This window comes from Aliiglaciecola litoralis, assembly GCF_039523355.1.
Taxonomy (GTDB): Bacteria; Pseudomonadota; Gammaproteobacteria; order Enterobacterales; family Alteromonadaceae; genus Aliiglaciecola; species Aliiglaciecola litoralis.
In genome coordinates, this window is sequence record NZ_BAAAFD010000003.1 from 202196 (window position 1) to 228927 (window position 26732).

The 26732-nt window shown below is 45.1% G+C and carries 20 protein-coding genes; 6 read left to right on the forward strand and 14 right to left on the reverse strand.

The genetic code is table 11. The features are described from left to right. Nucleotides 1-250: 250 nt before the first annotated feature. Complete coding sequence (locus ABD036_RS07905; RefSeq protein WP_343858407.1) at nucleotides 251-832, reverse strand: hypothetical protein; 582 nt, start codon at nucleotides 830-832, stop codon at nucleotides 251-253. 433 nt (nucleotides 833-1265) lie between these two features. On the opposite strand from ABD036_RS07905, the gene ABD036_RS07910 reads away from it, so the two are divergent. Then, nucleotides 1266-1676 (forward strand): helix-turn-helix domain-containing protein, encoded by a 411-nt coding sequence (locus ABD036_RS07910; RefSeq protein ID WP_343858409.1) that lies wholly within the window; start codon nucleotides 1266-1268, stop codon nucleotides 1674-1676. Nucleotides 1677-1825: 149 nt separating this feature from the next. On the opposite strand, the gene srmB is transcribed toward ABD036_RS07910, so the two are convergent. Both srmB and ABD036_RS07920 read right to left on the reverse strand, forming a co-directional pair. After that, complete coding sequence (gene srmB, locus ABD036_RS07915; protein WP_343858411.1) at nucleotides 1826-3043, reverse strand: ATP-dependent RNA helicase SrmB; 1218 nt, start codon at nucleotides 3041-3043, stop codon at nucleotides 1826-1828. A 149-nt stretch (nucleotides 3044-3192) separates the two neighbouring features. Then, a complete protein-coding gene (locus ABD036_RS07920; RefSeq protein ID WP_343858413.1) occupies nucleotides 3193-4431 on the reverse strand; it encodes a multifunctional CCA addition/repair protein in 1239 nt (412 codons plus the stop codon). 282 nt (nucleotides 4432-4713) lie between these two features. Between ABD036_RS07920 and ABD036_RS07925 the strand changes: the two genes are divergently transcribed. The 3 genes from ABD036_RS07925 to ABD036_RS07935 all read left to right on the forward strand — a co-directional run bounded on the left by ABD036_RS07925 (nucleotide 4714) and on the right by ABD036_RS07935 (nucleotide 7032). Further along, on the forward strand, nucleotides 4714-5616 hold the full coding sequence (locus tag ABD036_RS07925; RefSeq protein WP_343858415.1) for an ExeA family protein: 903 nt from the start codon (nucleotides 4714-4716) through the stop codon (nucleotides 5614-5616). A gap of 1 nt (nucleotide 5617) precedes the next feature. Beyond that, entirely contained in the window at nucleotides 5618-6667 is a 1050-nt protein-coding gene (locus tag ABD036_RS07930; RefSeq protein WP_343858418.1) for a general secretion pathway protein GspB, read from the forward strand. 98 nt (nucleotides 6668-6765) lie between these two features. Beyond that, a complete protein-coding gene (locus ABD036_RS07935; protein ID WP_343858421.1) occupies nucleotides 6766-7032 on the forward strand; it encodes a hypothetical protein in 267 nt (88 codons plus the stop codon). 87 nt (nucleotides 7033-7119) lie between these two features. Here ABD036_RS07935 and ABD036_RS07940 read toward each other — a convergent pair whose 3' ends face one another. The 10 genes from ABD036_RS07940 to ABD036_RS07985 all read right to left on the reverse strand — a co-directional run bounded on the left by ABD036_RS07940 (nucleotide 7120) and on the right by ABD036_RS07985 (nucleotide 22988). Then, the gene (locus ABD036_RS07940) at nucleotides 7120-8313 is read right to left on the reverse strand and encodes a cyclic di-GMP phosphodiesterase (RefSeq protein ID WP_343858423.1); all 1194 of its coding nucleotides are present in this window, start codon (nucleotides 8311-8313) and stop codon (nucleotides 7120-7122) included. Nucleotides 8314-8435: 122 nt separating this feature from the next. Beyond that, the gene (gene leuD, locus ABD036_RS07945) at nucleotides 8436-9038 is read right to left on the reverse strand and encodes a 3-isopropylmalate dehydratase small subunit (RefSeq protein WP_343858426.1); all 603 of its coding nucleotides are present in this window, start codon (nucleotides 9036-9038) and stop codon (nucleotides 8436-8438) included. 9 nt (nucleotides 9039-9047) lie between these two features. Further along, nucleotides 9048-10442, reverse strand: a complete 1395-nt coding sequence (leuC, locus tag ABD036_RS07950) for a 3-isopropylmalate dehydratase large subunit (protein ID WP_343858429.1) — start codon at nucleotides 10440-10442, stop codon at nucleotides 9048-9050. A 27-nt stretch (nucleotides 10443-10469) separates the two neighbouring features. Next, nucleotides 10470-11573, reverse strand: a complete 1104-nt coding sequence (gene leuB / locus ABD036_RS07955) for a 3-isopropylmalate dehydrogenase (RefSeq protein WP_343858432.1) — start codon at nucleotides 11571-11573, stop codon at nucleotides 10470-10472. Continuing rightward, nucleotides 11574-13133 (reverse strand): 2-isopropylmalate synthase, encoded by a 1560-nt coding sequence (gene leuA / locus ABD036_RS07960; protein ID WP_343858435.1) that lies wholly within the window; start codon nucleotides 13131-13133, stop codon nucleotides 11574-11576. A 289-nt stretch (nucleotides 13134-13422) separates the two neighbouring features. Next, the gene (locus ABD036_RS07965; protein ID WP_343858438.1) at nucleotides 13423-14064 is read right to left on the reverse strand and encodes a hypothetical protein; all 642 of its coding nucleotides are present in this window, start codon (nucleotides 14062-14064) and stop codon (nucleotides 13423-13425) included. A 113-nt stretch (nucleotides 14065-14177) separates the two neighbouring features. Next, the gene (eno, locus tag ABD036_RS07970; protein WP_343858440.1) at nucleotides 14178-15470 is read right to left on the reverse strand and encodes a phosphopyruvate hydratase; all 1293 of its coding nucleotides are present in this window, start codon (nucleotides 15468-15470) and stop codon (nucleotides 14178-14180) included. 87 nt (nucleotides 15471-15557) lie between these two features. Continuing rightward, entirely contained in the window at nucleotides 15558-17189 is a 1632-nt protein-coding gene (pyrG, locus tag ABD036_RS07975; RefSeq protein ID WP_343858442.1) for a CTP synthase, read from the reverse strand. A gap of 214 nt (nucleotides 17190-17403) precedes the next feature. Then, nucleotides 17404-19992 (reverse strand): DNA mismatch repair protein MutS, encoded by a 2589-nt coding sequence (gene mutS, locus ABD036_RS07980; protein ID WP_343858445.1) that lies wholly within the window; start codon nucleotides 19990-19992, stop codon nucleotides 17404-17406. A gap of 176 nt (nucleotides 19993-20168) precedes the next feature. Then, a complete protein-coding gene (locus ABD036_RS07985) occupies nucleotides 20169-22988 on the reverse strand; it encodes a TonB-dependent receptor plug domain-containing protein (RefSeq protein WP_343858447.1) in 2820 nt (939 codons plus the stop codon). A gap of 314 nt (nucleotides 22989-23302) precedes the next feature. Between ABD036_RS07985 and ABD036_RS07990 the strand changes: the two genes are divergently transcribed. Further along, nucleotides 23303-23800, forward strand: coding sequence for a CinA family protein (locus ABD036_RS07990; RefSeq protein ID WP_343858449.1), 498 nt, complete (start codon nucleotides 23303-23305; stop codon nucleotides 23798-23800). A 114-nt stretch (nucleotides 23801-23914) separates the two neighbouring features. Here ABD036_RS07990 and ABD036_RS07995 read toward each other — a convergent pair whose 3' ends face one another. Next, nucleotides 23915-24646, reverse strand: a complete 732-nt coding sequence (locus ABD036_RS07995; RefSeq protein WP_343858450.1) for a substrate-binding periplasmic protein — start codon at nucleotides 24644-24646, stop codon at nucleotides 23915-23917. 650 nt (nucleotides 24647-25296) lie between these two features. On the opposite strand from ABD036_RS07995, the gene recA reads away from it, so the two are divergent. Continuing rightward, on the forward strand, nucleotides 25297-26331 hold the full coding sequence (gene recA, locus ABD036_RS08000) for a recombinase RecA (protein WP_343858452.1): 1035 nt from the start codon (nucleotides 25297-25299) through the stop codon (nucleotides 26329-26331). Nucleotides 26332-26732 lie beyond the last annotated feature (401 nt).

A 26732-nucleotide genomic window follows, 5' to 3' on the forward strand; every position in this document is an offset into this window, starting at 1 on the left:
AACGGTGAGGTTTTATCAACAACCGATTAGGCTGTTTTTGTGCCATAAGATGCTGCAATTTAGAAATTAAGTTTCCGACTTAACCTAATGCAAAGGAGATATTTCATCGGCTCTGCCCCTAAGAATAGAGCGTGAGAATCCATATTATTGCTTGGAATTGAAACAACTAAATCGGGTTAAAGTAATTGCGGCCATTTGGCCGCAATTTATTTTGCATGCTTTGGGATATCTTCATTAAATTTACAGCGTGTTATCGAGAATAAATTTCCCTAGCACCTTTAGTACGCTTCCGTAAGTCAGATTCATTGGCAACAAACGTATATTGGTTGTTCCAATCTCCTCGCGGCTTGTCACCAATGATAAAGTGCTGTAAATCAAGATCAGGCGCATTGATAACTATACGGTCAGAGACACGTACGGTTTTGCCTTCTAATGATTTATCGGTGGCTTTTAATTTAGAAACCACAAACAAACGGCGATCTTTTGCGTATACTTTTTCGATCTGTAAGTCGTGCATGTTACCTGCCACTTCAGCTTCAACCACAATGGTACGCTTCGATTTAGGACTGTCGTCGTCAGGCATATTAACATCCATATAAGGTACCTCGACTTGCTTTTCCTCCATGACAACAACGACTTCAGGCACTTCAACAGTCTCGGTGGTGGTGCCAATATCCACATCAGCCCATTCGACTTCGTATTTTGGTAGGCGGCCTGCATCTGCGCTAACGTCAACGTCTACGCTGGGCATATCACCTGAACGGGTTTTGTCTACGTCACAGCCAGACAAAGCGATCATGGCTACGGCTGCTGTAATCAGTTTAATTTTCATCATTAATCCTTATATTCATTAATGTTGTAAATGCATATGGTCGACTTCGTAGCTTCGAATCAATTTCATATGCCGTCCACTGTTACTAGAAGCAATAACCGTTCCACCGAAGTAATTTTATTAAAAACAATGAGTTATCCGGACTGTTGGAGCGGAAGTAGGCAATTCTGATAAAATTTTTCATTAAAAATGTAAAAATGTAAAAATGCAAAAATGTAAAAAGTAAACGTTAGCGTGGTTAACTTTTAAATTGTCTCGGTTATCCAGCGAGAATTTCCGATTTACTTGAATAGCTTGATAGAATCAAAGTCATTGAATAACTCATAACTCATAACTCATAATTCATAATTCAGTCAGATGATGGATAGTGCAGTTGTAAGACTGTTCTGGTCTATTGTGCTTTAAATATTAGGATGTGAATCCTGACAATCTATTGAGAACAAGTGAATATATCTCATGGGTTCCGCACCCATTGCCATTTTATCAACATATATCTTCTCGTCCTGCACTGAGTATAGTGAGAATACTTGGATTTCATCGATTCTGCCCCCGTAGTTCTCCAAATCGTGATATCGGCGCAGAAATCCTTGCTGGCATTGAAGAAATTCAGAGTTTCAAAAAAGGGCAGAAAAAGCTTAGAACAAAAGCGCTATCTGAGCCGTCTGCTCCAAACATCATCAGAGCCAAGCTGAAAATGTCACAAGCAGCATTTGCAGCTATGTTAGGTGTTAGTAGACGAAATTTACAGGATTGGGAACAAGGCAGGCGCGAACCCAACGGTCCTGCTGTAGCTTTACTTCGAATCGCAGAGCAACATCCTGAAGTCTTTTCAGACCTTCATTAACCCACATAAACAGCATTGTTTACGCAATGTCTGCTTTGGGAAGTGGATCTAGAAGATTTTGATGATCCGCAATTCGCTTTGAGACGACAGCCCAATGAATCCAAACCATTAAGAATAAGGGCAGCACTATGGCTGCCCTTTTCATGAGGTTACTTCTTAGATTTTTTGGGCTTTTTAACTTTCTTTCTTTGTGATTTAGGTTTTTTCTTTTTCACCGGAGGTGAGGCTTCTTTGTGCTTGGGGCGCAACTCTTCAATCACTCGACGTTTTAAGCGTTGCTCTGTGTAGCGTTCAATTTTCGCCACTATGCCCATTTCGTGGGCTTCTGCGATAGAGATTGCCGTGCCTTTTTTACCCGCGCGTCCGGTGCGGCCAATTCGATGTACGTAGATATCGGCAGTGCGCGGTAAGTCGAAGTTGATCACGTGGCTGATGTTTTCAACGTCAATGCCTCGCGCTGCGACATCCGTAGCCAATAATATGTTCACTTCGCCTGCTTTGAATTTTGCCATGGCGCTCATACGCTTGTCTTGTGGCATCTCACCTTGCAAATAAATGACGTCAATACCGTCGCGTTGCAATATTTGCTTTAATTCGTTTAGACGATCACGGGTTTTAACGAACACCACCGCAGTTTCAATTTGATTGGTAAGAATGTGTTTGAGCAGCGCATATTTGTGTGCGGGGCTATCTGCTAGGTGGATCCATTGCAATATTTTTGCATGTTCTTTGCGACTGGGATTGGCTTCGATAAGTGCCGGTTCGTTTAGCAGGTCTTTAGCGAAACGCTCAATTCCTTTGCCTTCCAAGGTCGCTGAAAACAACATGCTTTGCTTACGCCAGCGCGCTTCTGCCGCGATTTGATTGACAATGGCTGAGAATCCCATGTCGAGCATACGATCCGCTTCATCTAAAATAAGGGTTTCAATGTCACGACAATCAAAACTCTCTTTTTCGATGTGTTCGAATAACCTGCCCGGTGTGGCGACCAAAATATCCAGATTTTGATCCAGTGTTTCGCGGTCAGTACCATAATTAATACCGCCGGTTATCAGTCCGCAGACGATATCCGTGTATTTGGTGATCAATTCCGCTTGCTCAAATACTTGCAGGGCAAGTTCTCGAGTTGGCGTTAAGATCAGTATTCGACAAGATCCCGGCTGTTGGCGAGGGAAATCCAGTAAAAACTGACAAGCAGGCAGCAAGAACGCGGCAGTTTTGCCGGTTCCAGTAGGGGCATTGGCCAGAATATCTTGGCCTTCCATCGCCGGTGGGATGACCAGCGTTTGAATGCTAGTTGGAGATTTATAACCCATGTCAGCAACTGCGCTGCATAGTTTTTCGTCAAGTTCTAATTGCTCAAACATTTTTATTCACATAGTTTCCACGAGCTTAATTGCTCGCAATTATAGAGGACTAACGATGAGATAGGCAGAATTAATTAACTGATATTTGGAAATAATTAATTGCAACTTGCCCTTCAACACAAGCGTCATCACAGATTATAAGACTCTGTTCAATGAGTTTCTGTTAGCCATGATTGCTTCACTGCTTTGATGGCGGCAGTGCGCTGAGAATTGAGCTGCTCGCGGATTTCTTTGCCATGAAAACCGGCTTCGATTATGGGTTGAACTCCTACAGCATTAGCTGCCACGTAGGTTGCATGAATATAGTCTGCTTGCTGGTATGGACTATGTTCAAATCCCGTGCGCCCGCGTGCGTCGGCTTTACAGGCCACCAATAGTTTTTCGAACCGCGTTGATTTGCGCCACACATCACAGCGGTTAAACATCTTTACAATAGTCGCTGGTTTTAACTCAAAGGCACGATGAATATGACCGTGAAACTCACTCATAAGCAGTGCCAGCTCTTTGCACTCGTTAGGCACTTTTAAACGATCACTGAGTGCTTTGATTGGTTCAAGTCCAAGTGTTTCATGACCTCTGTGCGAGGGCCATTGCTTAGGATCGGTTAAACCTTTACCGAGATCATGTACTAACGCGGCATAACGAATACTGAGATCTTGGCTAAGATCAGCCGCTTGTTCAAGCACCATCATAGTGTGAATGCCAGTATCAATTTCAGGGTGCCATTGGGCTGGGTTGGGTATTCCCCACAAACAATCGAGTTCGGGGAACCAGACTTTGAGTGCACCGCATTCGCGCAACACCTCAAAATATACTTGAGGCTGATTTTCCAGTAGGGCGCGCGAGGTTTCTTTCCATACTCGCTCTGCCACTAAGTGATCAAGCTCACCGGCCTTGACCATGGATTTCATCAAGTCCATTGTCTGAGTTGCGATGCTAAAACCATACTCAGCATAACGGGCAGCAAAGCGCGCCACTCTTAACACGCGCAATGGGTCTTCGCTAAAAGCAGGTGAAACATGTCGCAGTAGACGTTGCTGAAGGTCTTGTTGACCGCCGTAAGGGTCTATTATCTGGCCATTTTGATCTTTTGCCATGGCATTGATGGTGAGGTCGCGACGTAGCAAATCTTGTTCTAAAGTAACTTGTGGTGAACTATCAACTGCAAAACCGGTATACCCTTTACCTTCTTTTCGCTCGGTTCGGGCCAGTGCATATTCTTGCTTAGTTTGGGGATGCAGAAAAACGGGAAAGTCGCTGCCAACCTGAATGTAGCCAAGCGCCTGCATGGAGTTAATAGTCTCACCTACCACTACCCAATCTTTATCTTGTACAGCTCGTCCCAACAATGCGTCTCTGACGGCACCGCCTACTAAATAACATTTCATCGCTGAGTTGAATCATCCACATTATAAGCCATTTCAATGGGGCTTATTATGCCTTAAAACAGCAATAAATGCAGTCTTTGAGATTGCTCTAATTAGTGTTACCTTATAGTACATACCTTGTATATTCAGCCATTTGGCTAGACAAGAGGCTACATTCAAAATGAAAGTTCCGTGTAAATCTCAAGCAAAGTGATGCATGAAGTGTTAAACATAATTGATCAAGACATGGCTGTATTGTCAATGCGGTATACAACAACACGAGAGATCAGCAGGCCCTAAAACATGTATCTGAACTACTTTGGATTATCGGATAATCCCTTTTCAATCGCGCCAAATCCTGACTACCTTTATATGAGTCCAAGGCACAAAGAAGCCCTAGCCCATTTGATTTTTGGACTCAGAGAGAGTGGCGGATTTGTGATGTTGACGGGGGAAGTGGGCACTGGCAAAACCACGGTTTCTCGTAAATTATTACAACAATTACCAGATAACACCCAAGTTGCGATGATCCTAAATCCTACGCTCTCAGCCATTGAGTTACTTGCTACGATTTGCGATGAGTTGAAAATACGTTACTTGAAGAAACAAGCTAGCCTAAAGTATTTTACCGACAAAATCCTGACGAAGCTCACAACCAATCATCAAAACGGTATAAATACGGTACTGATTGTCGATGAAGCGCAACATCTTCAACCTGAAGTGTTAGAGCAACTGCGCTTACTCACTAATTTAGAAACCAATCGTGAAAAACTGTTAAAAGTCGTTTTGATTGGTCAACCCGAATTACAGCAGTTGCTCAAACGTAACGAACTTCGACAATTGGCACAGCGCATCACCGCTCGTTATCACCTATTACCGTTATCCGCGGTAGAGGTGAAGAATTACATCGCCCATCGTCTTTCGGTCGCTGATGGCAACGACAGTATTTTTAGTCAGGCGACTTTGCAGGCGGTGTATCAAATCACCGGTGGCATTCCAAGAGTGATCAATCTGTTGTGTGATCGTGCGTTAACCCTCAGCTTTACGAAGCAGCATAAACATGTTCGGCGGCACATCTTCGTAGCTGCGGCCAGACAGATCCTTGGCGATGACATTGTCAAGCAGCGTCAAGGTAAGCAGTGGACACTTATCCTGTTGGCGTGTTTCACAGTCTCTGTGTTGCTCGGTTACTGGATTGGAGGCTGAGATGACCAAACGTATTGCTATTGAACAACTCAAGCCGGGTATGGTGATCATCAAGGTAACCCAACAGAACGGTCCCGTTAAGATCAAAAAATCCGGTGTCGTTAACAGTGATGATATGGTTAAAGCACTGGCTGAAATGGGAGTACAGGAAATTGAAATCGACCCAGATATGACGGTCGACCTAAAACCACCTAAAATAACCAAGTCCAAAACCCAACAACTATTAGAAGACACCTCTGGTCACCACCATGTTATTGACCAAGGATTATCCGAGCAATTTAATCGCAGTTTGTTTTTACCTTCCGTGCAAGAGTTGCCCGAAGCGTGGCAGTATTATGGTCGAAAAACATTAGTCGTAGTCTTGGTGATTCTGGGCGGTTTGAGTATCGGTTGGGTGTTAGCCAACCTTGGCGAACGAGTGAATTGGAAAAATACAGAGTCGACTATTGTGCAAACGCCCAAGATAGTGGAACAACAAACGGTTGCACCAAATAACACGCCACCTGAGACGCCACCGCAAGCCACCAACGTAGCCAGCAGTTCAGAGCCGCAAATAGAAGAGCTAGACGAAGCTGAAGTACGACGACGATTAGCCGAGTTTGAAAAAGAAAAGCTTGCTCAACTAGAAGCGCAGCGTAAACAAAAACGTGAAGAGGACGCCTTGGTTGCGCAACAGCTTGAATCTCAAAAAGCAGAACAAGAACAACGCTCAGACATACCGCCAGAGTTGCTAAAGCGTTTTCAAGCGGCCATGGAGTCCATTGGTGACAGTCAACCGGCTGATCCAGTGGTTGATGTAGAACCTATCAAAGATGTTCCCACGGTAGCCGAATTACCAGCTTGGGCATTAACCCAATTACCCAGCCTGGCGTTTTCAGCCCACATGTATGTTTCTGCGCCAGAAGAGCGTTGGGTTAGGGTAAATGGGAAACGGATCAGCGAAGGGCAAGAAATTGAAGATGGTTTGGTGGTGGTAGGCATTGAGCCGCAACATGTCATCATGTCGTTTAGAGGACAGGAATTTAGTATGGACGCTTTGTCTGATTGGTGATGTGGAAACACTCAAAATTTGTGCACCATTCTTGTTTCGGATAGCGTTAACTCGGTGTTTAACGTCTTGTTTTTAACTTAACCAAAGAAATCGCTTAAATGGAAATTGAATCGGGTAAATCGAGAATACCGCAATTGATTGATGTATCGGTCAGGATCATTTGCGTCATCATATTTTGCTATGCCTCATTTGAGCTGTTTCTAGATCTTGAGCAGTACTTCGGTGTTCAAAGTGATGTCAAACCGCTATTAGAGGTAGATCAACAAGGCTTATATGTGAACATCATTAAGTGGGGCATTATTGCACTGGTATGTGCCTGTATTGCTGCTTTTGGTCTTCCCAAACGAGAGAAGTTTAATCATTAAGCTGCGCCTAACATCAGCTTGTTATCTCAAATTCAGGTTACATTAATCTCGCGTTAGGCGCTTTGATACTCAGGTTGATGTGCGAATTTACAACGCGCCTGAAAAGACGTCTTTGAAAAACTTAGTGAGATTCAAACCAAATTCTTCTGGTCTTACACTACTTTCAATTTTTACTTCAGAGCGACTCAGATCGATGGTCTTCACTTCAGAATAATTTGCCGTTTTAATGTGATAAAACGTGGATACGGTAGGCTGTAATGGGGTTGTACTGTTGCCTCGAATAACGATTGCTAGCCGGCCATTATTCAGTTTCACTAACGAGCCCACAGGATGTACGCCAACACACTGAATAAATTGTGTCACTAGAGCTTGGTCATAACTAGGGTCTTTTAGCAATCGGCTCAGAGCCCTCGATGGGGTAAGGGCTTTCTTAAATAGACGTTCGCTGATCATGGCATCATAGCTGTCAACTATCGCAGCCATTCTCGCGTACACGCTGACATCAACATCGTTTTGCGAATCTGGATAGCCAGAGCCATCAATACGCTCGTGATGATTAAAGATAATATCGCGAACAATATCGGACACATCGCCACAGCGGTCGATCAAATCTAAGCCAATATCCACATGTGTCGTGACTATCTCTTTTTGCGCGTCGGTAAGCTTCTTGGTGGACTGAGTGATGTCGTTTGGCATATTTGTCATGCCAACATCCATTAACAATCCCGCCATGCTAATACTCTCAATTTCGGCTTGGCTCATGTTGCGGTGTTGGGCAAACATGGTCAGGAAAATGGAGCAGTTAAGCGAATGCTCTAGCAGATACTTTCCGGTCTTATTCATCATTGATAGACAGCTCAAGCCATTTGGCATGGCAACAACCGAATCAATGATGTTTAAACTCAGATCTTTGACGCTTGCTAGCGACGGTGTGTCTTTGGCTTCTAACCGTTTAAAAAAGCGACTTTGAATGGTCAGTGCTTGATTATAAAGCTGGGTTGCCGCGTCAAGCTGCTCTCTGTCAGAGAGGGCAGGGACGGACTCAGTCGATTGTTGCTGGGACGCAGAACCACTCGCATCGATTGAACTCTCTGATTGATCAATCTTACTGCGCGAGAGGTCAATTTCTAACTTTTGTACGCCTTTGGCTTTTAGAATCTGAATAGACTTGGCCGAATTAACCATTCCTTTGGTTTTAATTTTCAGCATACCCGATTGTTCAATCACGTTGTTGACAAACATTCCCGGTTTCAAGTCATTGATATCAATCTGCTGGAGCATTTACGGTCTAGTCTCAATCGTTATTTTTATTTGCCGCAAGTTTATCGTAAAGGACATCACAATTCTTGCAAAAATTAGTCTTAAGGCGAGATAAAATGCCACGTAACAACGCATCTCGGGCATTATCTTAACCAACTAAAAGCATTTTGTTCGAACTGTAATATTTTATCTTCTAACTCGAGAGTTTGGCCGATGGCATCTAAGCCTTTGAGTAGATTTCCCTTATGATGTTCGGCAATGTCAAAATGGAACTGGTGCTGATTCACCTTGACACTTTGCTGCGTTAAATCCACCGCAATTTGAACGCTAGGATCAGCGGCGACTGCGTTGAACAGCTCATCCATTTGCGCACTTTTCAAGGCAATGGGTAGTAGCTGGTTGTTAATGCAGTTGGCATAAAAGATATCGGCAAAACTGGTTGCAATGACCACTTTGAAGCCGAAGTCATCCAACGCCCAAGGCGCATGTTCGCGGCTTGAACCACAACCAAAGTTTTCCCTGGCCAAGAGTATACTCGCACCCTTATGTTGAGGCTGATTTAATACGAACTCGGGATTAGGCTGTTGCTCGTGCAAATCCAAATATCGCCAATCGTGAAACAAGTGTTTGCCGTAACCGGTGCGGGTGACACCGGTTAAAAATTGCTTCGGGATGATCTGATCAGTGTCGACATTGGCTTGATCTAAAGGGGCAGCTGTACCCACATGTGCGGTAAATCCTGACATAACGTGCTCCTAAAATTCTCTAACGTCTGCAAAATGACCTTTTAATGCTGCAGCGGCAGCCATCGCCGGTGAGACTAAATGGGTTCTTGCGCCACGGCCTTGGCGACCTTCAAAATTGCGATTACTGGTAGAGGCGCAACGATCGCCCTGTTTTAGAATGTCATCGTTCATGCCCAGACACATAGAACAGCCCGGCAAGCGCCATTCAAAGCCAGCTTCAATAAAAATAGTATGTAGATTTTCTTGTTCGGCTTGTTGTTTCACCTTCACCGAGCCAGGGACGACTATCGCGGTGACGCCAGCGGCTACTTTGCCCTTCTTAGCAATTTGTGCCGCCGCACGTAAGTCCTCTATGCGACTATTGGTGCATGAACCAATAAACACGTTGTTGATTGCGACATCGGTTAATTTCACACCAGGTGTCAAATCCATGTATTTTAACGCTTTGATTGCCGATTCACGCTCGATGGGATCGGAGAAATCTTGAGGCGCTGGAATCGGGCTGTTGACACCAATAACTTGACCTGGATTGGTTCCCCAGGTTACTTGTGGGGAAATGTCTTGAGCATTCAAGGTGACTATTGTGTCGAAGTGCGCACCCTCATCCGATTTCAATGTCTGCCAATAGGCGATGGCTTGTTGCCACTGTTCGCCTTGAGGGGCATATTCTCGGCCTTTTAAGTACGCAAAGGTAGTTTCATCAGGGGCAATAAAACCGGCTTTGGCGCCCGCCTCAATGCTCATATTACAAATGGTCATTCGCTCTTCCATCGACAAAGCTTGGATTGCCTGTCCTGCATACTCGATCACATGACCTGTGGCGCCAGCATGGCCAATTTTACCGATAATCGCCAAGATAATGTCTTTGGCGGTGATGCCAGTTGGTAAGCTTGAATCTACCCGCACCAACATGCTCTTAGCTTTACTTTGTTTCAGTGTTTGAGTGGCTAACACATGCTCCACTTGAGAGGTGCCAATGCCGAACGCCAGTGCGCCAAATGCACCGTGGGTGGCAGTATGAGAGTCGCCACAAACCACGGTCATGCCAGGCTGAATAATGCCCAGTTCAGGACCGATGACGTGCACAATGCCTTGCTTTTGATGGCCCACCGGAAACAACTCAATGTTATGTTGTTGACAGTTTTTGACTAGGGTTTGCAATTGCAATTGATTATCTGGGCCGCAAGCATCCAAGGCAAGTGAGCGTGTGGATATACTGTGATCCATAGTCGCAAAGGTTTTTTGCGGCGCTCTGACTTTACGATTTTTCTCGTTCAGTCCTGCAAATGCTTGTGGTGAGGTCACCTCGTGGATCAGGTGGCGATCAATATATACAAGACTGTCTTCGCCCAGTTGATCTACCACGTGTGCTTGCCAGATTTTGTCGTATAACGATAAAGCCATGTGAGTTTGTCCTATTGATAAGCTAATTTACTGACCTGCTTGGGTACGAATTTGTGCACAGATGTAGTCACCTACTTGTGCAGTCGATTTGGCTAAGTGTTGCTTATCAGGGCTAAGCAGCTCACCAGTAAAAACGCCGTCTGCGAGGGTTTTAATCACTGCGCTTTCAATGCTATCAGCCGCTTCAGACTGATCCAAACTAAAGCGCAGTAGCATGGCAGCCGACAAGATCTGCGCTATGGGGTTGGCAATCCCTTTGCCAGCGATATCCGGGGCCGAACCGCCAGCGGGCTCATACAAACCAAAGCCATCTTGGTTAATACTTGCCGAGGGTAATAACCCCATAGAGCCGGTAATCATGGCGCATTCGTCAGAGATGATGTCACCGAATAAATTGGAGCACAGCATCACGTCAAATTCACTGGGATAGCGCAGCAACTGCATAGTGGCGTTATCAATATAGATGTGTTCAAGGGTAACCTCAGGATAGTCTTTTGCTACCTCTTCAGTAACTTCGCGCCACAAGCGAGAACACATCAGCACATTGGCTTTATCCACGGAGGTAACTTTTTTACCACGCTTCATTGCCGCTTCGAAGGCACTGATAGCGATGCGGCGGATCTCGCGTTTGCTGTAACGCATGGTGTCATAGGCAAACTGTTCTTCACCTTCACCTTCTAAGCCTTTGGGCTTACCGAAGTAGATACCGCTGGTTAGCTCACGGATCACTAACACATCGAAACCGCTGGCCGCAATATCAGCCCGTAGTGGCGATAAATGCTCGAGGCCCGGATAGATTTTGGCCGGACGGAGGTTACTAAATAAATCGAAATGACTGCGCAGGGTTAGCAAGGCTGCACGTTCTGGACGTTGTTCCAATGGCAGGCTGTCCCACTTTGGACCACCAATGGAGCCAAATAAGATGGCTGAGGCTTGCTCACACCCTGCCAACGTATATTGCGGTAGTGCCTGCCCGTGATTATCAATTGCCAGCCCACCTACGTCATAGTGATTAAGATCAAATGTCAGGTCATGAACTTGCTCAATAACGTTAAGTACTTTTATTGCCTCGGCCATCACTTCTGGACCGATCCCATCTCCTGCCAATACGGCTATTTCGTAACTAGACATCTAAACCCCTGCAATGTTGGTCTGTTGTTTTTTCTGCTGATCAATTTGATCTGCCAAATGGGTATTGTTCAATACATAAATGAGCGCTTTGACACCCGCTTCGACAATATCCGTGGCCAGCCCAATTCCGTTAAAGCGACGACCGTTGTATTCGGCAATAACGCTCACCTGCGCTAGTGCATCAGCGCCTTCACCCTTGGAGTCTAATTTAAAATCGACTACTTCTACTTTTTCGTGACCAATGGCCTTGGTAATGGCGTTATATGCGGCATCAACTGGTCCATTACCAATCGCTGATTGGGTAATTTGGTCGTCACCAATGCGCAATTTTACGGTGGCACTTGGGATGATCTCACGACCTGAATTTGCTTGTAAATAGAGCAATTCGTAGTGTGCTTCTTCTTGACGTTGCTGATCGAAAAACAGCAATGCCTCAAGGTCGTAGTCAAAGACTTGGCCTTTCTTGTCGGCCAGTTTTACAAAGGCCGCATAAATGGTATCAAGATCATAGTCGCTATGCTGATATCCCAACTCGGTAAGACGATGCTTGATCACATGGCGGCCAGAGCGAGAGGTCAGATTGAGATTGTTCTTATTAATTCCAACACTTTCTGGAGTCATGATCTCATAGGTATTCTGTGCTTTTAGAACACCGTCTTGGTGGATACCTGATGAATGACTAAACGCATTCGCACCGACAATCGCTTTATTCGCCTGCACCGGCATATTGCACAATTGACTGACCAGTTTAGAGGTGCGAGAAATCTCTTGGCTTTTTATATTGGTGTTTAAATTGAGCATGCTATGACGGGTTTGTAGGATCATCGCAATCTCTTCCAACGAACAATTGCCTGCACGCTCGCCAATGCCGTTTACCGTTGCCTCGACTTGTCGCGCTCCTTGCTCTATAGCGGCTAACGAATTTGCTACCGCTAAACCAAGATCGTTGTGACAATGTACTGAAATAATGGCCTTATCTATATTGGGTACGCGATTAAATAGCTGCTTGATAATGCCGCCAAACTCAGTCGGGGTAGTATAGCCAACGGTATCTGGAATATTAACGGTAGTGGCACCTGCCGAGATTGCGGCTTCGACCATTCGACACAAATAGTCTATGTGGGTGCGTCCCGCATCTTCACAGGAAAACTCCACATCGTTGGTATAATTACGTGCGCGTTTTACCGCTCGAACCGCCATATCGACAATTTCATCTTGGGATTTGTGCAGTTTTGCCCCTACATGGATCTCGGATGTGGCGATAAAAGTATGAATTCGGAATTGGTCAGCCACTTTTAGCGCTTCACCGCAGGCATCTATGTCTTTATCTAACGCCCGAGATAGACCACAAACCGTGGCATTTTTAACGGTTTTAGCAATGGCTTGCACTGACGCGAAATCGCCTGGAGATGAGACCGGAAAACCCGCCTCGATAATATCAACGCCAAGTCGTTCAAGTGCCAGCGCAATTTGTAATTTCTCTTTCACCGTTAAACTTGCAGGCAAAGCTTGCTCGCCGTCACGCAAGGTGGTGTCAAAGATTTTCACTTGATTGGACATGGCCGTTCTCCCGTATTGTATTTGACCATAAAAAAACCCGTGCGTTGCACGGGTTTTGTGTTTGGTTGTGACATGTTACAACCTACCCGTGCAGTCTCGCTGCCAGAAGGAGTAGGATGTTTAGTAAAAGACTGTTTGGTCGATTCACTTTGTGCTCTTGTAGTTATGAACGTTGGTCACTTGCATTAGTTGTATCGCGTTACGGACATAGCGTCAACCATAGTGAACAAATCTCTATATATCACTTTGGAATAAAGAATGCTGGTTTACTACTTATTCAGAGTCCAGGTTACTTAAAGTTTTTCCAGTTAATGGTAGTAGAAAGCAGTAACTCTCTGAGACTTAATGCGCGAGGCAGACTTTTACCTCGGTGATTCCAACTGTGTCCACAGCAGGCTGCCACCATATTGGCTTTATTGGGCAGTAACAAGCGGGTTTCATAATGCAGTGACTTACTTTGACTGAGTGCCTGTCCTGAGTAGTCAAACCAGCCGTGCTTGTTAACATGCAATTTGTGCGACTCGGCATCGATGCGATCAATCGAATCTAACTCGACCGTTTGCACACCTAATTCACTGATATAAATTGGCACCGGAAGGCCCATGCGAACATGACTGTGATACCAAGCATGATTCTTATCTTGATCGTGTTTACTCGACACACATTTCGCCGCTTGCTTGGCTTGCCAACTACCGTTGTGCACGTCTACTTCTATCGGTGCATTGTGGTTGAGTAGATGCTCTGCGGCATTCTTAATATGGTAGGGAAGTCCAGCAAGTCGACGCTGTAATAAACTGAGGTTGTTGGGGGCGTGTTGGCTTAGTGCCTGTAATTCTCTTTCGTACAGGGCGTTGCACAGCTCGGCAAAGTACCGCTGTCGTTGGTCATTGGCGAAGATATCAACTTGGCGTTGAGAATTGGTATCAGACATCATCCGATTTATATCAGACTATCGAGCTAGACGGTATAACAAAGGTGACATTTTATCTGTTTATGTCACCTTTGCTACATTGGCTCAACTCGAAGTTGATACCCCGATAAGGACTATTGACCTTTAATTTCTTTGCGACCACCGTAAGTGGCAGCATCGCCCAATGCCTCTTCAATGCGAAGCAATTGGTTATACTTAGCGACGCGATCAGAACGGCATAATGAACCTGTTTTGATTTGTCCGGCAGCAGTTCCCACCGCTAAATCGGCAATAGTGGCGTCTTCAGTTTCACCACTGCGGTGTGAGATAACCGCGGTAAAACCAGCATCTTTGGCCATCTTAATCGCATCAAGCGTCTCTGATAACGAACCAATTTGATTGAACTTGATGAGAATTGAATTACCCACACCATTATCAATACCACGTTTCAGGATCTTAGTATTGGTGACAAATAAATCGTCGCCAACCAGCTGCACTTTGTCACCAATTTTTCCGGTTAAATAAGCCCAACCATCCCAGTCGCTCTCATCTAAACCATCTTCGATTGAGATGATTGGATATTTGTTAGATAGGTCAGCAAGATAATCACTAAATTGTTCTGAGGAGAACACTTTACCTTCACCTTTTAGATCATACTGGCCATTCACGTAAAACTCGGAAGCTGCACAATCGAGTGCTAAGGTGACATCTTTATCCATTTTGTAACCAGCGTCTTCAACCGCTTGGATGATCACTGTAAGCGCTTCTTCGTTAGAACTCAGGTTTGGCGCAAAGCCACCTTCATCGCCAACTGCAGTGCTTAGTCCTTTATTAGACAATACTTTTTTCAAGCTGTGGAAGATTTCGGCACCCATGCGCAACGCTTCTTTAAAGTTTGGTGCGCCAACTGGCTGAACCATAAACTCTTGAATATCAACGTTGTTGTCTGCATGTTCACCACCGTTAATGATATTCATCATCGGGACTGGCATGGAGTACTGACCGGCAGTGCCGTTAAGCTCAGAAATATGCTGGTACAGCGGCACTTTCTTTTCCATCGCTGCCGCTTTTGCAGTAGCAAGAGACACAGCCAAAATAGCGTTGGCGCCAAACTTTTCTTTATTCTCGGTTCCGTCTAAATCAATCATGATTTGGTCGATTTGACGTTGTGCTAATGCATCTTGGCCAATCAGTGCTGATTGAATATCGCCATTGACGGCCGCTACCGCCTTCAATACACCTTTACCTAAGTAACGGGATTTGTCACCGTCACGCAGTTCTAACGCTTCACGAGAGCCGGTTGAAGCGCCAGAAGGTGCGCAAGCTCTTCCCCAAGCACCACTTTCTAAATAAACGTCTGCTTCTACGGTAGGGTTACCTCGAGAGTCCATGACTTCACGACCGATAACCTTGCTGATTTTTGCCATTTGTAATTGCCTTATAAAAATGAGTAATTGTGTTTAATTGCTAAAGCTCTGTGCGCGATTAACGCGCTACTCAAGCAGTCTAATTCCTTAATTATTATTTTTATGGTATTCACCAGCGGCGTGCACAAACCCTGTAAATAGGGGATGACCGTCACGGGGTGTAGAGTTAAATTCGGGGTGAAACTGTCCTGCTATAAACCAAGGGTGATCGGGTAGTTCGATCACTTCTACCAAGCGTTTGTCGGTAGAAAGTCCAGATACAATCAGACCCTTAGCTTCGATTTGATCACGCAAGTTGTTATTCACCTCGTAGCGATGACGATGGCGTTCGTATATCTCCGAATTGCCGTACGCTTCATGTACCTTGGTGCCTGGGATCAAATGACATAGCTGACTTCCCAAACGCATTGTACCACCAAGATCTGAGCTTTCATCTCTGACCTCTGTGCTACCTGCTGAGTCTAGCCATTCGGTAATGAGACCAACAACAGGATAGGGCGAATCGGGATCAAACTCGGTGCTATTCGCATTTTCCATGCCCACAACGTTGCGCGCATATTCTATCAATGCGATCTGCATACCAAGGCAAATACCTAAGTAGGGAACATTATTTTCTCTGGCGTATTTTGCTGCTGCAATTTTGCCTTCAATACCACGCTCGCCAAAGCCACCTGGCACCAAAATAGCGTCCAAATCAGCAAGTAACTGCTCGCCTTTGCTTTCGATATCTTGCGAATCAATATAATGGATGTTAACCGTGAGACGATTTTTGAGTCCGGCATGCTTGAGTGCTTCGTTAACAGACTTGTACGCATCCGGTAATTCAACATATTTGCCGACCATACCAATGTTGACTTCACCGGAGGGATTGGATTCAGCGTATAACACTTGTTCCCATTCGGTGAGATCTGCTTCAGGGCAATCTAAGCCAAAACGGTTGACTACCAACTCATCCATGCCTTGGGATTTCAATGCCGCAGGGATTCGATAAATACTGTCGACGTCTTTCAAACCAATAACGGCTTTATCAGGAACATTAGTGAACAATGCGATCTTTTGACGTTCATTTGATGGCAGCGCACTTTCAGAGCGACAGACCAGTATATCCGGTTGGATACCGATGGATCTGAGCTCTTTAACCGAATGCTGAGTGGGTTTGGTTTTTACCTCACCTGATGCCGCCATGTAAGGCACTAATGTTAGGTGCATATAAATGGTGCGTTCACGGCCCAGTTCACTGCCTAACTGGCGAATGGCTTCCAAGAAGGGTTGTGATTCAATATCGCCCACAGTGCCACCAATTTCAACGATGGCAATATCAACCCCTTCAGCGCCTTCAAGGATGCGTCTTTTGATCTCATTGGTAATATGAGGAATGACCTGAATGGTGGCCCCTAAATAATCACCTCGGCGCTCACGCTTGAGTACTTCTTCGTACACTCTACCGGTAGTAAAGTTATTGCGTTTGGTCATCCGGGTGCGGATATATCGCTCGTAGTGACCCAAATCAAGGTCAGTTTCTGCGCCATCATCAGTGACAAATACTTCGCCGTGTTGAATTGGACTCATGGTGCCCGGATCAACATTAATGTATGGGTCGAGCTTAAGCATGGTGACCTTTAAGCCGCGCGCTTCGAGGATCGCTGCTAAAGAGGCTGCAGCAATGCCTTTTCCAAGTGATGAAACCACACCACCTGTGACGAAAATATACTTTGTCATGTAAAACCTAAGACGTTTTGGAGTTGATCGGAAATCGTGACCAAGGTACCGACAAAATTTCGGCTAATGGACGGCTCAACAGTATACGCAAAGGCGGCGTTTCATACAATTAACTTTTCACTTAAAAACGCGTCTAACGTATTGTTAAATCGCATAATGAAACCCTGTCGCCACCTGTGTGTCTGACCGACTCGCCAGCCGCGGAATGAGTCGGTTAGCCTTGTCCCACTGAGTTGCGCAGACTTTTAAGGGTATAAATTAGCTCAAGTGCTTGCTTAGGCGACAAATCATCAGGGCTGATGTCGTCAAGTTTTAGCGCTACCGGATCTATTTCACTGAGCAGATCTAATTGTTGTTCTGCTGCTTTAGGGCTAGCCGATGTATTGGTTATTTTTTGCTGTGATTCTAGCAGCGCTAATTTGTTCTTAGCTGATTGGATAACGGCCCGAGGTACACCTGCCAATTGCGCCACTTGTAAACCATAGCTGCGATTAGCTGGGCCTTCTTGTACTGCGTGCATAAAGCGAATGCTATCGTCATGTTCGACAGCATCAAGATGCACATTCACCAATGAGTCTAATTCATGGGCAAGCTCAGTTAACTCAAAATAATGGGTTGCAAACAAGGTGAAGGCATTAATTCGAGTTGCCAAATATTCGGCGCATGCCCAAGCTAAACTTAAGCCATCATAGGTACTGGTACCGCGACCAATTTCATCCATCAATACCAAACTGTTTTGCGTGGCATTATTTAAAATGTTGGCGGTTTCGGTCATCTCTACCATGAAGGTCGAGCGGCCCGAGGCCAAATCATCGGAAGCACCGATACGAGTGAAAATTCGATCGATAGGACCAATGCGAGCGTCTTGGGCAGGCACAAAAGCGCCAATATATGCCATCAGCACAATTAGTGCAGTTTGACGCATATAAGTCGATTTTCCGCCCATGTTTGGCCCTGTTATGATCAACATACGGCGCGATGGATCCATTGCGATAGGGTTTGCAATGAAGGGTGACTGCATGACTTGTTCCACCACCGGATGTCTGCCTTGATCATAATAAATGCCCGTTTTGGCGACTAGCGTAGGTCGATAAAAATTCAGTGCCTCTGCTCGTTCAGCTAAATTACACAAGACATCCAGTTCAGCCAGTCCCATGGCCGATGCCATTAACTCAGTGAGGTGCGGTAGCAAGGTATCAAACAGTTGGTCGTAGAGTTGCTTCTCTAATGCTAATGCGCGACTTTGGCTGGTTAATACTTTGTCTTCATGCTCCTTAAGCTCAGCAATGATGTAACGTTCATTGTTTTTCAGTGTTTGACGGCGCACATAATCGGCAGGAACTTGATCGGCATAGCTGCGGCTGATTTCGATATAGTAACCGTGCACGCGATTGTAGCTGACCTTTAATGATGGAATACCGGTGCGCTGTTTTTCCCGGGCTTCTAACTCTTCAAGGTAATCCGTTGCCCCTTTGGCGAGATTTCTCAGCTCATCAAGCTCGGCATTATAGCCTGGGGCAATCACGCCACCGTCTCTGATCAAGACCGGAGGATTGTCGATGATAGCACTGTTAAGTAAAGCGCTAAGTTCTGGAAAAATTGCAATTTGAGAGGTTAGATTAGGCGAAAATGCGGCTAAGTCCGCCAAGCATGCTTGAATTTCAGGCAGTGCATCGAAGGCGGTGCAAAGTCGTGAGAAATCCCTTGGACGAGCCGAGCGCAGGGCTAATCTTGCCAGTGCGCGCTCCATGTCGCCAATCGGTTTTAATAATTCTTGGATCGACAGATAATCATGTTCAATCAAGGCTTGAATGCGATCTTGTCGGGCTTGTAAAATGGCCACATCACGAAGTGGGTTTTGTATCCAGCGTTTCAACATACGACTGCCCATGGGAGTCACTGTGTTATCTAGCACGCTCGATAGGGTATTCTCAACACCGCCAGACAAATTTACGGTTAGCTCTAAATTGCGCCGCGTCGCCGCATCCATTTGCACCGAGTCGCCGTGATGGTTCAACGATATGTGTCGAATGTGTGGTAAAGATGCTCGCTGCGTGTCTTTGACATACTGCATAATACAGCCAGCGCTGCACAGTGCTACCTTGGCATCTTGAACACCAAACCCGCTGAGCTCTGTTGTACCAAATTGCTGGTTAAGCTGATTGTAGGCAGTTTGATAATCAAATTCCCAGCTAGGACGACGACGCAAACCGGCGCGTTTTTCAATTAAATGTTGGTGGCTAAATCCTTCAGGATAAAGTAGCTCCGCGGGATCGCTACGTTGCAACTCGGCCAATAACGACTCTTGGTCGGCCAATTCAGTGACAATAAACCTGCCACTGGATAAGTCGAGTGTCGAAAAGCCAAACACACCTTTATGCACGCACACGGCTGCCAACAAATTGTCATTTTTATCATCTAACAGGGCTTCATCTGTCACTGTACCTGGAGTAACAATGCGCTGTACTTTGCGCTCGACGGGCCCTTTGCTGGTGGCTGGATCGCCCACTTGTTCACAAATAGCTACCGACTGACCCATTTTCACCAATCGCGCTAGGTAGTTCTCTACCGCATGATAAGGCACGCCCGCCATGGGAATTGCATTGCCGCCGGACTTCCCACGCGCGGTTAAGGAAATGTCCAATAATTGCGACGCTTTTTTGGCATCATCGAAGAATAATTCGTAGAAGTCGCCCATTCTATAAAACAGCAGAATATCCGGATGCTCGGCTTTAATACCCAAATACTGGCGCATCATCGGCGTGTGACTTTCAAGTTCTGGCTGTTGAACAGGTTGATTCATTGCGTTTGCAAACTCTTCGATTTATCGGTTTTGGTAGTCAGATAGGGGGCCTATCTGGATTCGGCGTTGGTTGTGCCTGAGCATTATAAGAGCTGTGTGAGTTTTTTCTAGCAAAACAAAAAAATCCCCAGCCAAGGCTAGGGATTTTGCTTATTTAATCTGCAACAGCAGCACTATTAGAAGTTCACTTGAAATCCTACATAGTAATAACGGCGAATAGCGTCATACACATCTGCGGCAGTGTTAGTACCGGTTATATCGCCAGGAATGCCTTGTCCTAACATCGGCGGCTCTTTATCAAACAGGTTATCTACACCAGCATAGACTTCATAATTGCTGTCTTGCCCAAAGCGATAACGGGCTTGTAAGTCGTGATAAACATAGGAGCCAATCTCGCCAAAGTTTTCTTTCTGGTCGTTTTCAACAAACACCCGATCTATGTATCTTGAAGAGAACGCCAAAACTAAATCATCCAAGGTATAGGTGGCGTTTAAATTTACTTTCCAATCTGGAGCACCAATCTCGCCTTGACTATCTACAGCCTCACCGCCAGCAAAGGGTAAGAAGTCATTCGACATCGAATGAGTTCCGACCATGCCCAGTTTCAAGTTACCCGGACCTAGGTCAAACGCATAATCGGCAGTAAAGTCGACACCGGATACTTCGAATTCAGCCACGTTAATCGCCAGCGCGTTTATCCGCAACACTAAGCCAGTGTTAGGATCGCGCTCGATCAAACTACAGAATGGATTATCAGGGAAGTTGGATTGACGCACACATTGGTCAACCGTGGTTTGTGCGCTAAAGCTGTTAATCGCGTTATCCACGGTAATTTTGTAGTAATCCATGGTGAAGCTTAAGCCTTCAACTTGTGATGGTGTATACACAAAACCAATGGTGGTTGCGTCTGACTCTTCCTTATCTAGATCCGGATTACCGGCCGAAAGTCCGCCGGCACTGCGAATATTCTGGCCGAAGGGATCCAGCGTGGCTGTGCCATTTATCGTGGCACAATTGGCCTGTACTTCCGCCGATTGCTGTTGGTAAGTTTCACCGGTGCTGCTGGTGCCACCTTTACCGCCTAAGGCGCAAGGATCGACAAAGCTGCGGAAGGTTTCACTGCCCGGGTCAAACAATTCACCAATATTTGGTGCTCTAACCGCCGTAGACACGCCACCGCGAATTTTCAAATCTTCAAAAGGGGACCAGTCAAGCGACACCTTGTAGGTACTGGCCGAACCAATGGTGCTGTAGTCAGATGTCCTGTATGCCAACTCTAATCCTAGATAGTGAGCAAATGGCGCATCGGCTAATATTGGTACTATGGCCTCTACAAAGAACTCGTTAACGTCATAGGAACCCACTGTATTAGGCGTTGTATTGCCTGACGTAAGGCCAGATTGGGCGAGTGAGTCAGAATTGAAGCGACTTTCTTCTTCACGCCATTCATAACCAAAAGCCACGCCTACGTCACCGGCAGGTAACTCGAAAGCCACACCTGAGATAGTGGCGCCTACAACTTGTTGGTCCATACGAGAAGTTAACTGGCTATCCACCGAAACCCATTCAAGCGCATCACCGGAGATAGAGCCGGCACCAAACACATTGATTGGGACGCAGCCTAAATCGCGGGAGAACTCATCCGCGCACTGATAACCACCGTTACCATCAGCTTCTACACGCAAGGAATTATAGAAGTTTAAGGTGTTAAACACGCCACCATTGGTTTGGTCTTGACCGAAGTTACCGTATTGGTAATACACTTCATAATCAAAATCATCGTTGATGATCCCTTCAAAACCTAAAGCGGTTCTGAACACTCGCCTTTGCACATCACTGGTACGTGGACCTAGTTCGACGAAACGTCGAAACATCTGTATTTCAGTTGCGTCTGGGTTACCGGCGCGCACTGCGTCAAGCAATTCAGTCGGTACAAAAGGATTGTCTGTGGGGATGCGGATATTGGCAATACTGTTTCCGACCGATACGAAGTCGCCGACAATGGTTGGCTCTAAGCGAGAATCTGAAGATAACTCGTTGTAGGCGGTTTCACTGAAAAAGTTAAAGTGTTCATTAATTTCATAGGTGATATTAGCGTTAAATTGGGTTCGCTGGGTAGGAACACGAATGATCCGTACTTGGTTTCGATTGAATCCATCTTCGGCAGCAACGAAGTTTTTATCCCACAAACCGGTGGTTTCATCTTGGGTGACAAAGCCAACACCAGGTACAAAAAAGTTACCTTTAGGACCAAAAGTACTGTTGGTCGAATCGTTGGCTGAAAGTGCTCTATCACGGGAGTTCAATATACCTCGGTCACTGTAACTTAAATGCACAACGGCGTTGCCTTTGTCATCGTTGAAGTTACCGCCTGCGGTGATTGAAAAGTCAGTTTCATCGGCGCCCCCTTCATCTGAAGTACCCATTCGTCCGGTCAGTTCAACACCTTCAAAATCGTCTTTCATGATAAAGTTTATGACACCGGAAATAGCTTCCGAGCCATACACCGCTGACGCACCACCGGTCACCACTTCGACTCGTTCTACTAAGTTTACCGGAATCATCGACACATCAACGGTCGGCGAACCAGCCGAACCACCAACGTGGCGCCGTCCGTTCACTAAGATCAAGGTACGGTTGGATCCTAGATTACGTAAATCAACGGTATTTAATCCAGTGGTAGAAGTTCTAAAGTTAGAGGCGGTATCGGTCGTGCCAGGCACACCCGCAGAGGGAAGCTCATTCAAAAATGCAGCGACGTTATTGGCGCCTGTAATCTCAATTGAAACTTCGTCAATGATATTTATAGGTGATGAGGCCACTAATTCTTCGCGTTTAATACGCGAGCCTGTGACGGATATTTTCTCAACATTGGCGGAGGCAGCGTCAGTACTTTCTTGCGCCGTTGCACTATGCGACATCAATGCTAATGGTGACACTGAACCTAGTAGAAAAGCTAATTTCACAGATCGAGTAAGACTATTTTTTGTAAACATATGTTCTCCCAATTCGCAGCTACGAGATCGTAATTACGTTATTGTTATTAAGGCTGGTTAAATCGAGCCTGTCTGAAGAGTAATTGGGAAGCCCATGCCGACTCTAGTGACATTACTCGAATGGGAGTGTTGCTGTGATAAATGGTATTAATTGTAATGTGAGCGGGGATCTTTGTGACGAACATCAATAACGTGATGGTGAGAGTTTAGAAAACACATTGATTTTTTCATAAAACGCAAAAGGATAAAGATGTTATTTTTGCCGTGAAAACGCTATCGTTTATGCCATCATTTAATCACTTTGTTTGATCAATATGCTAACCCAATCTATTTACTCACTTGCTAATTCGCTTGGTGAAAAACTCGCAGCTAACAAGCAACACATTAGCTGCGCTGAATCGTGCACCGGCGGCGGACTGGCTTTTGCGTTAACCAGCGTGGCGGGGAGTTCTAACTGGTTTAAGCAATCTTATGTGACTTACTCCAACCAAGCTAAACACGACTTACTTGGTGTGTCTTTAACTACTTTGAATGAACAGGGTGCCGTTTCGCAACCTACAGTAGAACAAATGGCTGCTGGCTGCGCGAAAAGCTCGTGTGCAGAGGTCGCTGTGGCAATAAGCGGTATTGCCGGACCCGGTGGTGGCAGCGACGACAAACCAGTAGGGCTCGTGTGGTTCGGATTCTGGATAGATGGCAATCTGAGTTGCGAGTCTCGGGTTTTTACCGGTGACCGACATCAAGTGCGGATACGCGCTATAGCGTTTGCAATGCAATATGTGCTGACTAACCTACAGGTTGCCTCTGTTTAATAAATACAGTTTTGGTGCAGCTATCTCAAGGCAAAATCAATTCCGTTTAGATAACCGTAAGTTTTGAAAGGGGGGGTATCAGTCTTTCACGTCGTTCTAACTACTTGGTTTGAGTCATTCAATCGAGGATGTGGGCAAGGCATCTGTGATGTTATGTTTTTGCAAAATGGCTTCAAGCTGCCCATTTTGAATAATAGTCTGAATGCCGCGATTGAGCTCCGGTAGCAGTGCTGCTTTTTGTTTACGTAAACGTACTCGAATAGACCCCTCAGTATGTACTACTGCCATGCGTATTTTCATGTCAAAAACTGACGCCCAGTATTTAGCACTTTCTTTTTCCATAATGATGGCATCAAAGCGCTCTTTGCTCAGTCCCTGCATCAGCAAACTTTCTGACAAAAAATCAACTCGGGTAAATTTATCACTATCAAAATAAAAATATCCGGCAACAGTACCAACAGGTTTACCATAGTAATCCTCAGGCTGATTAATTAAATAAGGTGGTTGATCAAGGGTGATGACATATTCTGTGACCGAAAATAGTGGGTCGCTTAACTGATACTTCTCTTTGCCGTAATCCCCACTTGGCATCCATTCGACCACATTGAAATCAAAATCTACCATGCCGTCTAACAGCGCTTTCTCCGCCCGCTTAGCGGGGAATTGAACGGTTTCAAACACTAAGTTAGTATTGTTTTGAATTGCCCGCATTACCTGCTTGAAAACGCCTTCGGTACCAATAGACTTTCCTCGCTGATAGGGGATCCAACCTCCTTCTAATCCAATATCGTATAACAAAGTATGCTCTTGTATTTCTGAATCTGCCCAGCTAAAGGTAAAAAACATGCACATTACAAGTAAAACGACGAGCCTGTTTACTCTGCGCATTTTGATTGATAAGCAAAATTTAGTTAATTCTACGATTATGAAATACCCAGCTATCGCGCTTCTTTTGAAAGAGCGCAAGGTTATTGTTTACGATTAACAAATTTACGTGAACATTGTCCTGAACTTGCAGGAATCTGAACCGAATTGTTTAATCAAAGCACGTATTCTTTTAGCGTTTTTGTTTAACTCTGATGTTTCTAAAATAGCGTGATTAACGCAAAGGATCAAAAACAAGCAGTTAGTTTTAAAGTGTAACTTGAAACGCTTAGAGAGCAAGATGGGTTAAGCTCTTTTCTCACACCAAGGACAGCAATAAATGTTTTTAGTATGCATGAAACCATGCTTTTTCTAAAATACCACTGGTAAATGACATAAGTTACTGTGAATAATGTGAAAAAGTCTAATTCAGGAAGATACCTGAGCGATACGCAATAGCGCAGAACCAAAAAATTTAACAAAAAAACCAAAACTAGACTTGTAACTGTATAATCATACAGTATACTCACAGCATAATCTGAATTAGCAATTTACCTGGTTAAAGAACATTAAAAAATAGATGTTTTAACAACACATTTAGTGTTTACAGGTTTTACACAAAGGATAATCCAATGGATGACAACAAATCACGTGCGCTTTCAGCTGCTCTTGGTCAAATAGAAAAGCAATTTGGCAAGGGAGCCATTATGCGCTTAGGTGACAATAAAGCGCTTGATGTTGAATCGATTTCAACGGGGTCGTTGACTATTGATATTGCCTTAGGCATAGGCGGTTTGCCTTGTGGTCGTGTCGTCGAGATTTATGGCCCAGAGTCATCCGGTAAAACAACCTTAACCTTACAAGCGATTGCTGAAGCGCAAAAAATGGGTAAGACCTGTGCATTCGTTGACGCAGAGCATGCTTTGGATCCTGTTTATGCCGGCAAGCTGGGTGTAAATATTGATGACTTGTTAGTGTCACAACCTGATACCGGTGAGCAAGCACTAGAGATTTGTGACATGTTAGTGCGCTCAGGTGCAGTGGATGTCGTGGTGGTGGATTCTGTTGCAGCATTGACTCCAAAAGCCGAAATTGAAGGTGACATGGGTGACTCTCATGTTGGCTTGCAAGCCCGATTAATGTCTCAGGCATTGCGTAAATTAACAGGTAATATCAAACGTTCTAATACGTTGGTGATTTTCATCAACCAAATTCGCATGAAAATTGGTGTAATGTTTGGCTCACCTGAAACCACTACTGGTGGTAATGCACTTAAATTCTACGCCTCGGTACGTTTAGATATTCGTCGTATTGGTGCAATCAAAGACGGAGATGAAGTGGTAGGTAATGAAACCCGCGTTAAAGTCGTGAAGAACAAAGTTGCACCGCCGTTTAAGCAAGCTGAATTCCAAATCATGTACGGCGAAGGTATATGTAAAGAAGCAGAGCTTATCGACTTGGGTGTTAAACAAAAGTTCGTTGAAAAAGCCGGCGCTTGGTATAGCTACAATGGCGAGCGCATCGGACAAGGTAAAGCGAACGTTGTTAAATATTTGAAAGAGCATAAGGAAATGGCGGCAGACATTGAAAAACGTCTTCGTGAAGAACTGCTATTGTCTAAAACAGTTAAACCTGAAGAGCCTGTAGCATCTGAAGAAGTGCTTTAACAACATTTCTCTAATGACCACCTCTCCTAAGCGTGAGTTTCCCCGTTTATTCAAGCGGGGCTTTTTAGTTCCAAAGGGGGGGGCGTGATAGCGAACGCTATGACACGAATTGAATAGCTTATGTAGAGATAAAGGAACCCCGAAGGTTTGATAACAACTTCGGGGTTTTTTGTGAGCACCGATCAGCCATGCTGTTGATTGACTGACCTGAACTGTTGGATAAAATGTGTCGAGCAATTAAATATTACTAAGATTTCAAAGTGTTAATGAGAATAAGTAAACGCCAATCTTCAAAACACGCATCAATGATGGATTTTTTGCGATTATCACGGCGAGTTTTCTCACGTAGTAGCTGGCCTATTGCTAAAAAACTCAACGCAGATAAGCGTAAAAAGTGCGTT

Bases quoted from the DNA above. Each gene is read 5' to 3' on its own strand.
- ABD036_RS07905 (WP_343858407.1), bottom strand. From the start codon at position 832: ATGAAAATTAAACTGATTACAGCAGCCGTAGCCATGATCGCTTTGTCT.
- srmB (WP_343858411.1), bottom strand. From the start codon at position 3,043: ATGTTTGAGCAATTAGAACTTGACGAAAAACTATGCAGCGCAGTTGCT.
- ABD036_RS07920 (WP_343858413.1), bottom strand. From the start codon at position 4,431: ATGAAATGTTATTTAGTAGGCGGTGCCGTCAGAGACGCATTGTTGGGA.
- ABD036_RS07925 (WP_343858415.1), top strand. From the start codon at position 4,714: ATGTATCTGAACTACTTTGGATTATCGGATAATCCCTTTTCAATCGCG.
- ABD036_RS07930 (WP_343858418.1), top strand. From the start codon at position 5,618: ATGACCAAACGTATTGCTATTGAACAACTCAAGCCGGGTATGGTGATC.
- ABD036_RS07935 (WP_343858421.1), top strand. From the start codon at position 6,766: ATGGAAATTGAATCGGGTAAATCGAGAATACCGCAATTGATTGATGTA.
- ABD036_RS07940 (WP_343858423.1), bottom strand. From the start codon at position 8,313: ATGCTCCAGCAGATTGATATCAATGACTTGAAACCGGGAATGTTTGTC.
- leuD (WP_343858426.1), bottom strand. From the start codon at position 9,038: ATGTCAGGATTTACCGCACATGTGGGTACAGCTGCCCCTTTAGATCAA.
- leuC (WP_343858429.1), bottom strand. From the start codon at position 10,442: ATGGCTTTATCGTTATACGACAAAATCTGGCAAGCACACGTGGTAGAT.
- leuB (WP_343858432.1), bottom strand. From the start codon at position 11,573: ATGTCTAGTTACGAAATAGCCGTATTGGCAGGAGATGGGATCGGTCCA.
- leuA (WP_343858435.1), bottom strand. From the start codon at position 13,133: ATGTCCAATCAAGTGAAAATCTTTGACACCACCTTGCGTGACGGCGAG.
- ABD036_RS07965 (WP_343858438.1), bottom strand. From the start codon at position 14,064: ATGTCTGATACCAATTCTCAACGCCAAGTTGATATCTTCGCCAATGAC.
- eno (WP_343858440.1), bottom strand. From the start codon at position 15,470: ATGGCAAAAATCAGCAAGGTTATCGGTCGTGAAGTCATGGACTCTCGA.
- pyrG (WP_343858442.1), bottom strand. From the start codon at position 17,189: ATGACAAAGTATATTTTCGTCACAGGTGGTGTGGTTTCATCACTTGGA.
- mutS (WP_343858445.1), bottom strand. From the start codon at position 19,992: ATGAATCAACCTGTTCAACAGCCAGAACTTGAAAGTCACACGCCGATG.
- ABD036_RS07985 (WP_343858447.1), bottom strand. From the start codon at position 22,988: ATGTTTACAAAAAATAGTCTTACTCGATCTGTGAAATTAGCTTTTCTA.
- ABD036_RS07990 (WP_343858449.1), top strand. From the start codon at position 23,303: ATGCTAACCCAATCTATTTACTCACTTGCTAATTCGCTTGGTGAAAAA.
- ABD036_RS07995 (WP_343858450.1), bottom strand. From the start codon at position 24,646: ATGTTTTTTACCTTTAGCTGGGCAGATTCAGAAATACAAGAGCATACT.
- recA (WP_343858452.1), top strand. From the start codon at position 25,297: ATGGATGACAACAAATCACGTGCGCTTTCAGCTGCTCTTGGTCAAATA.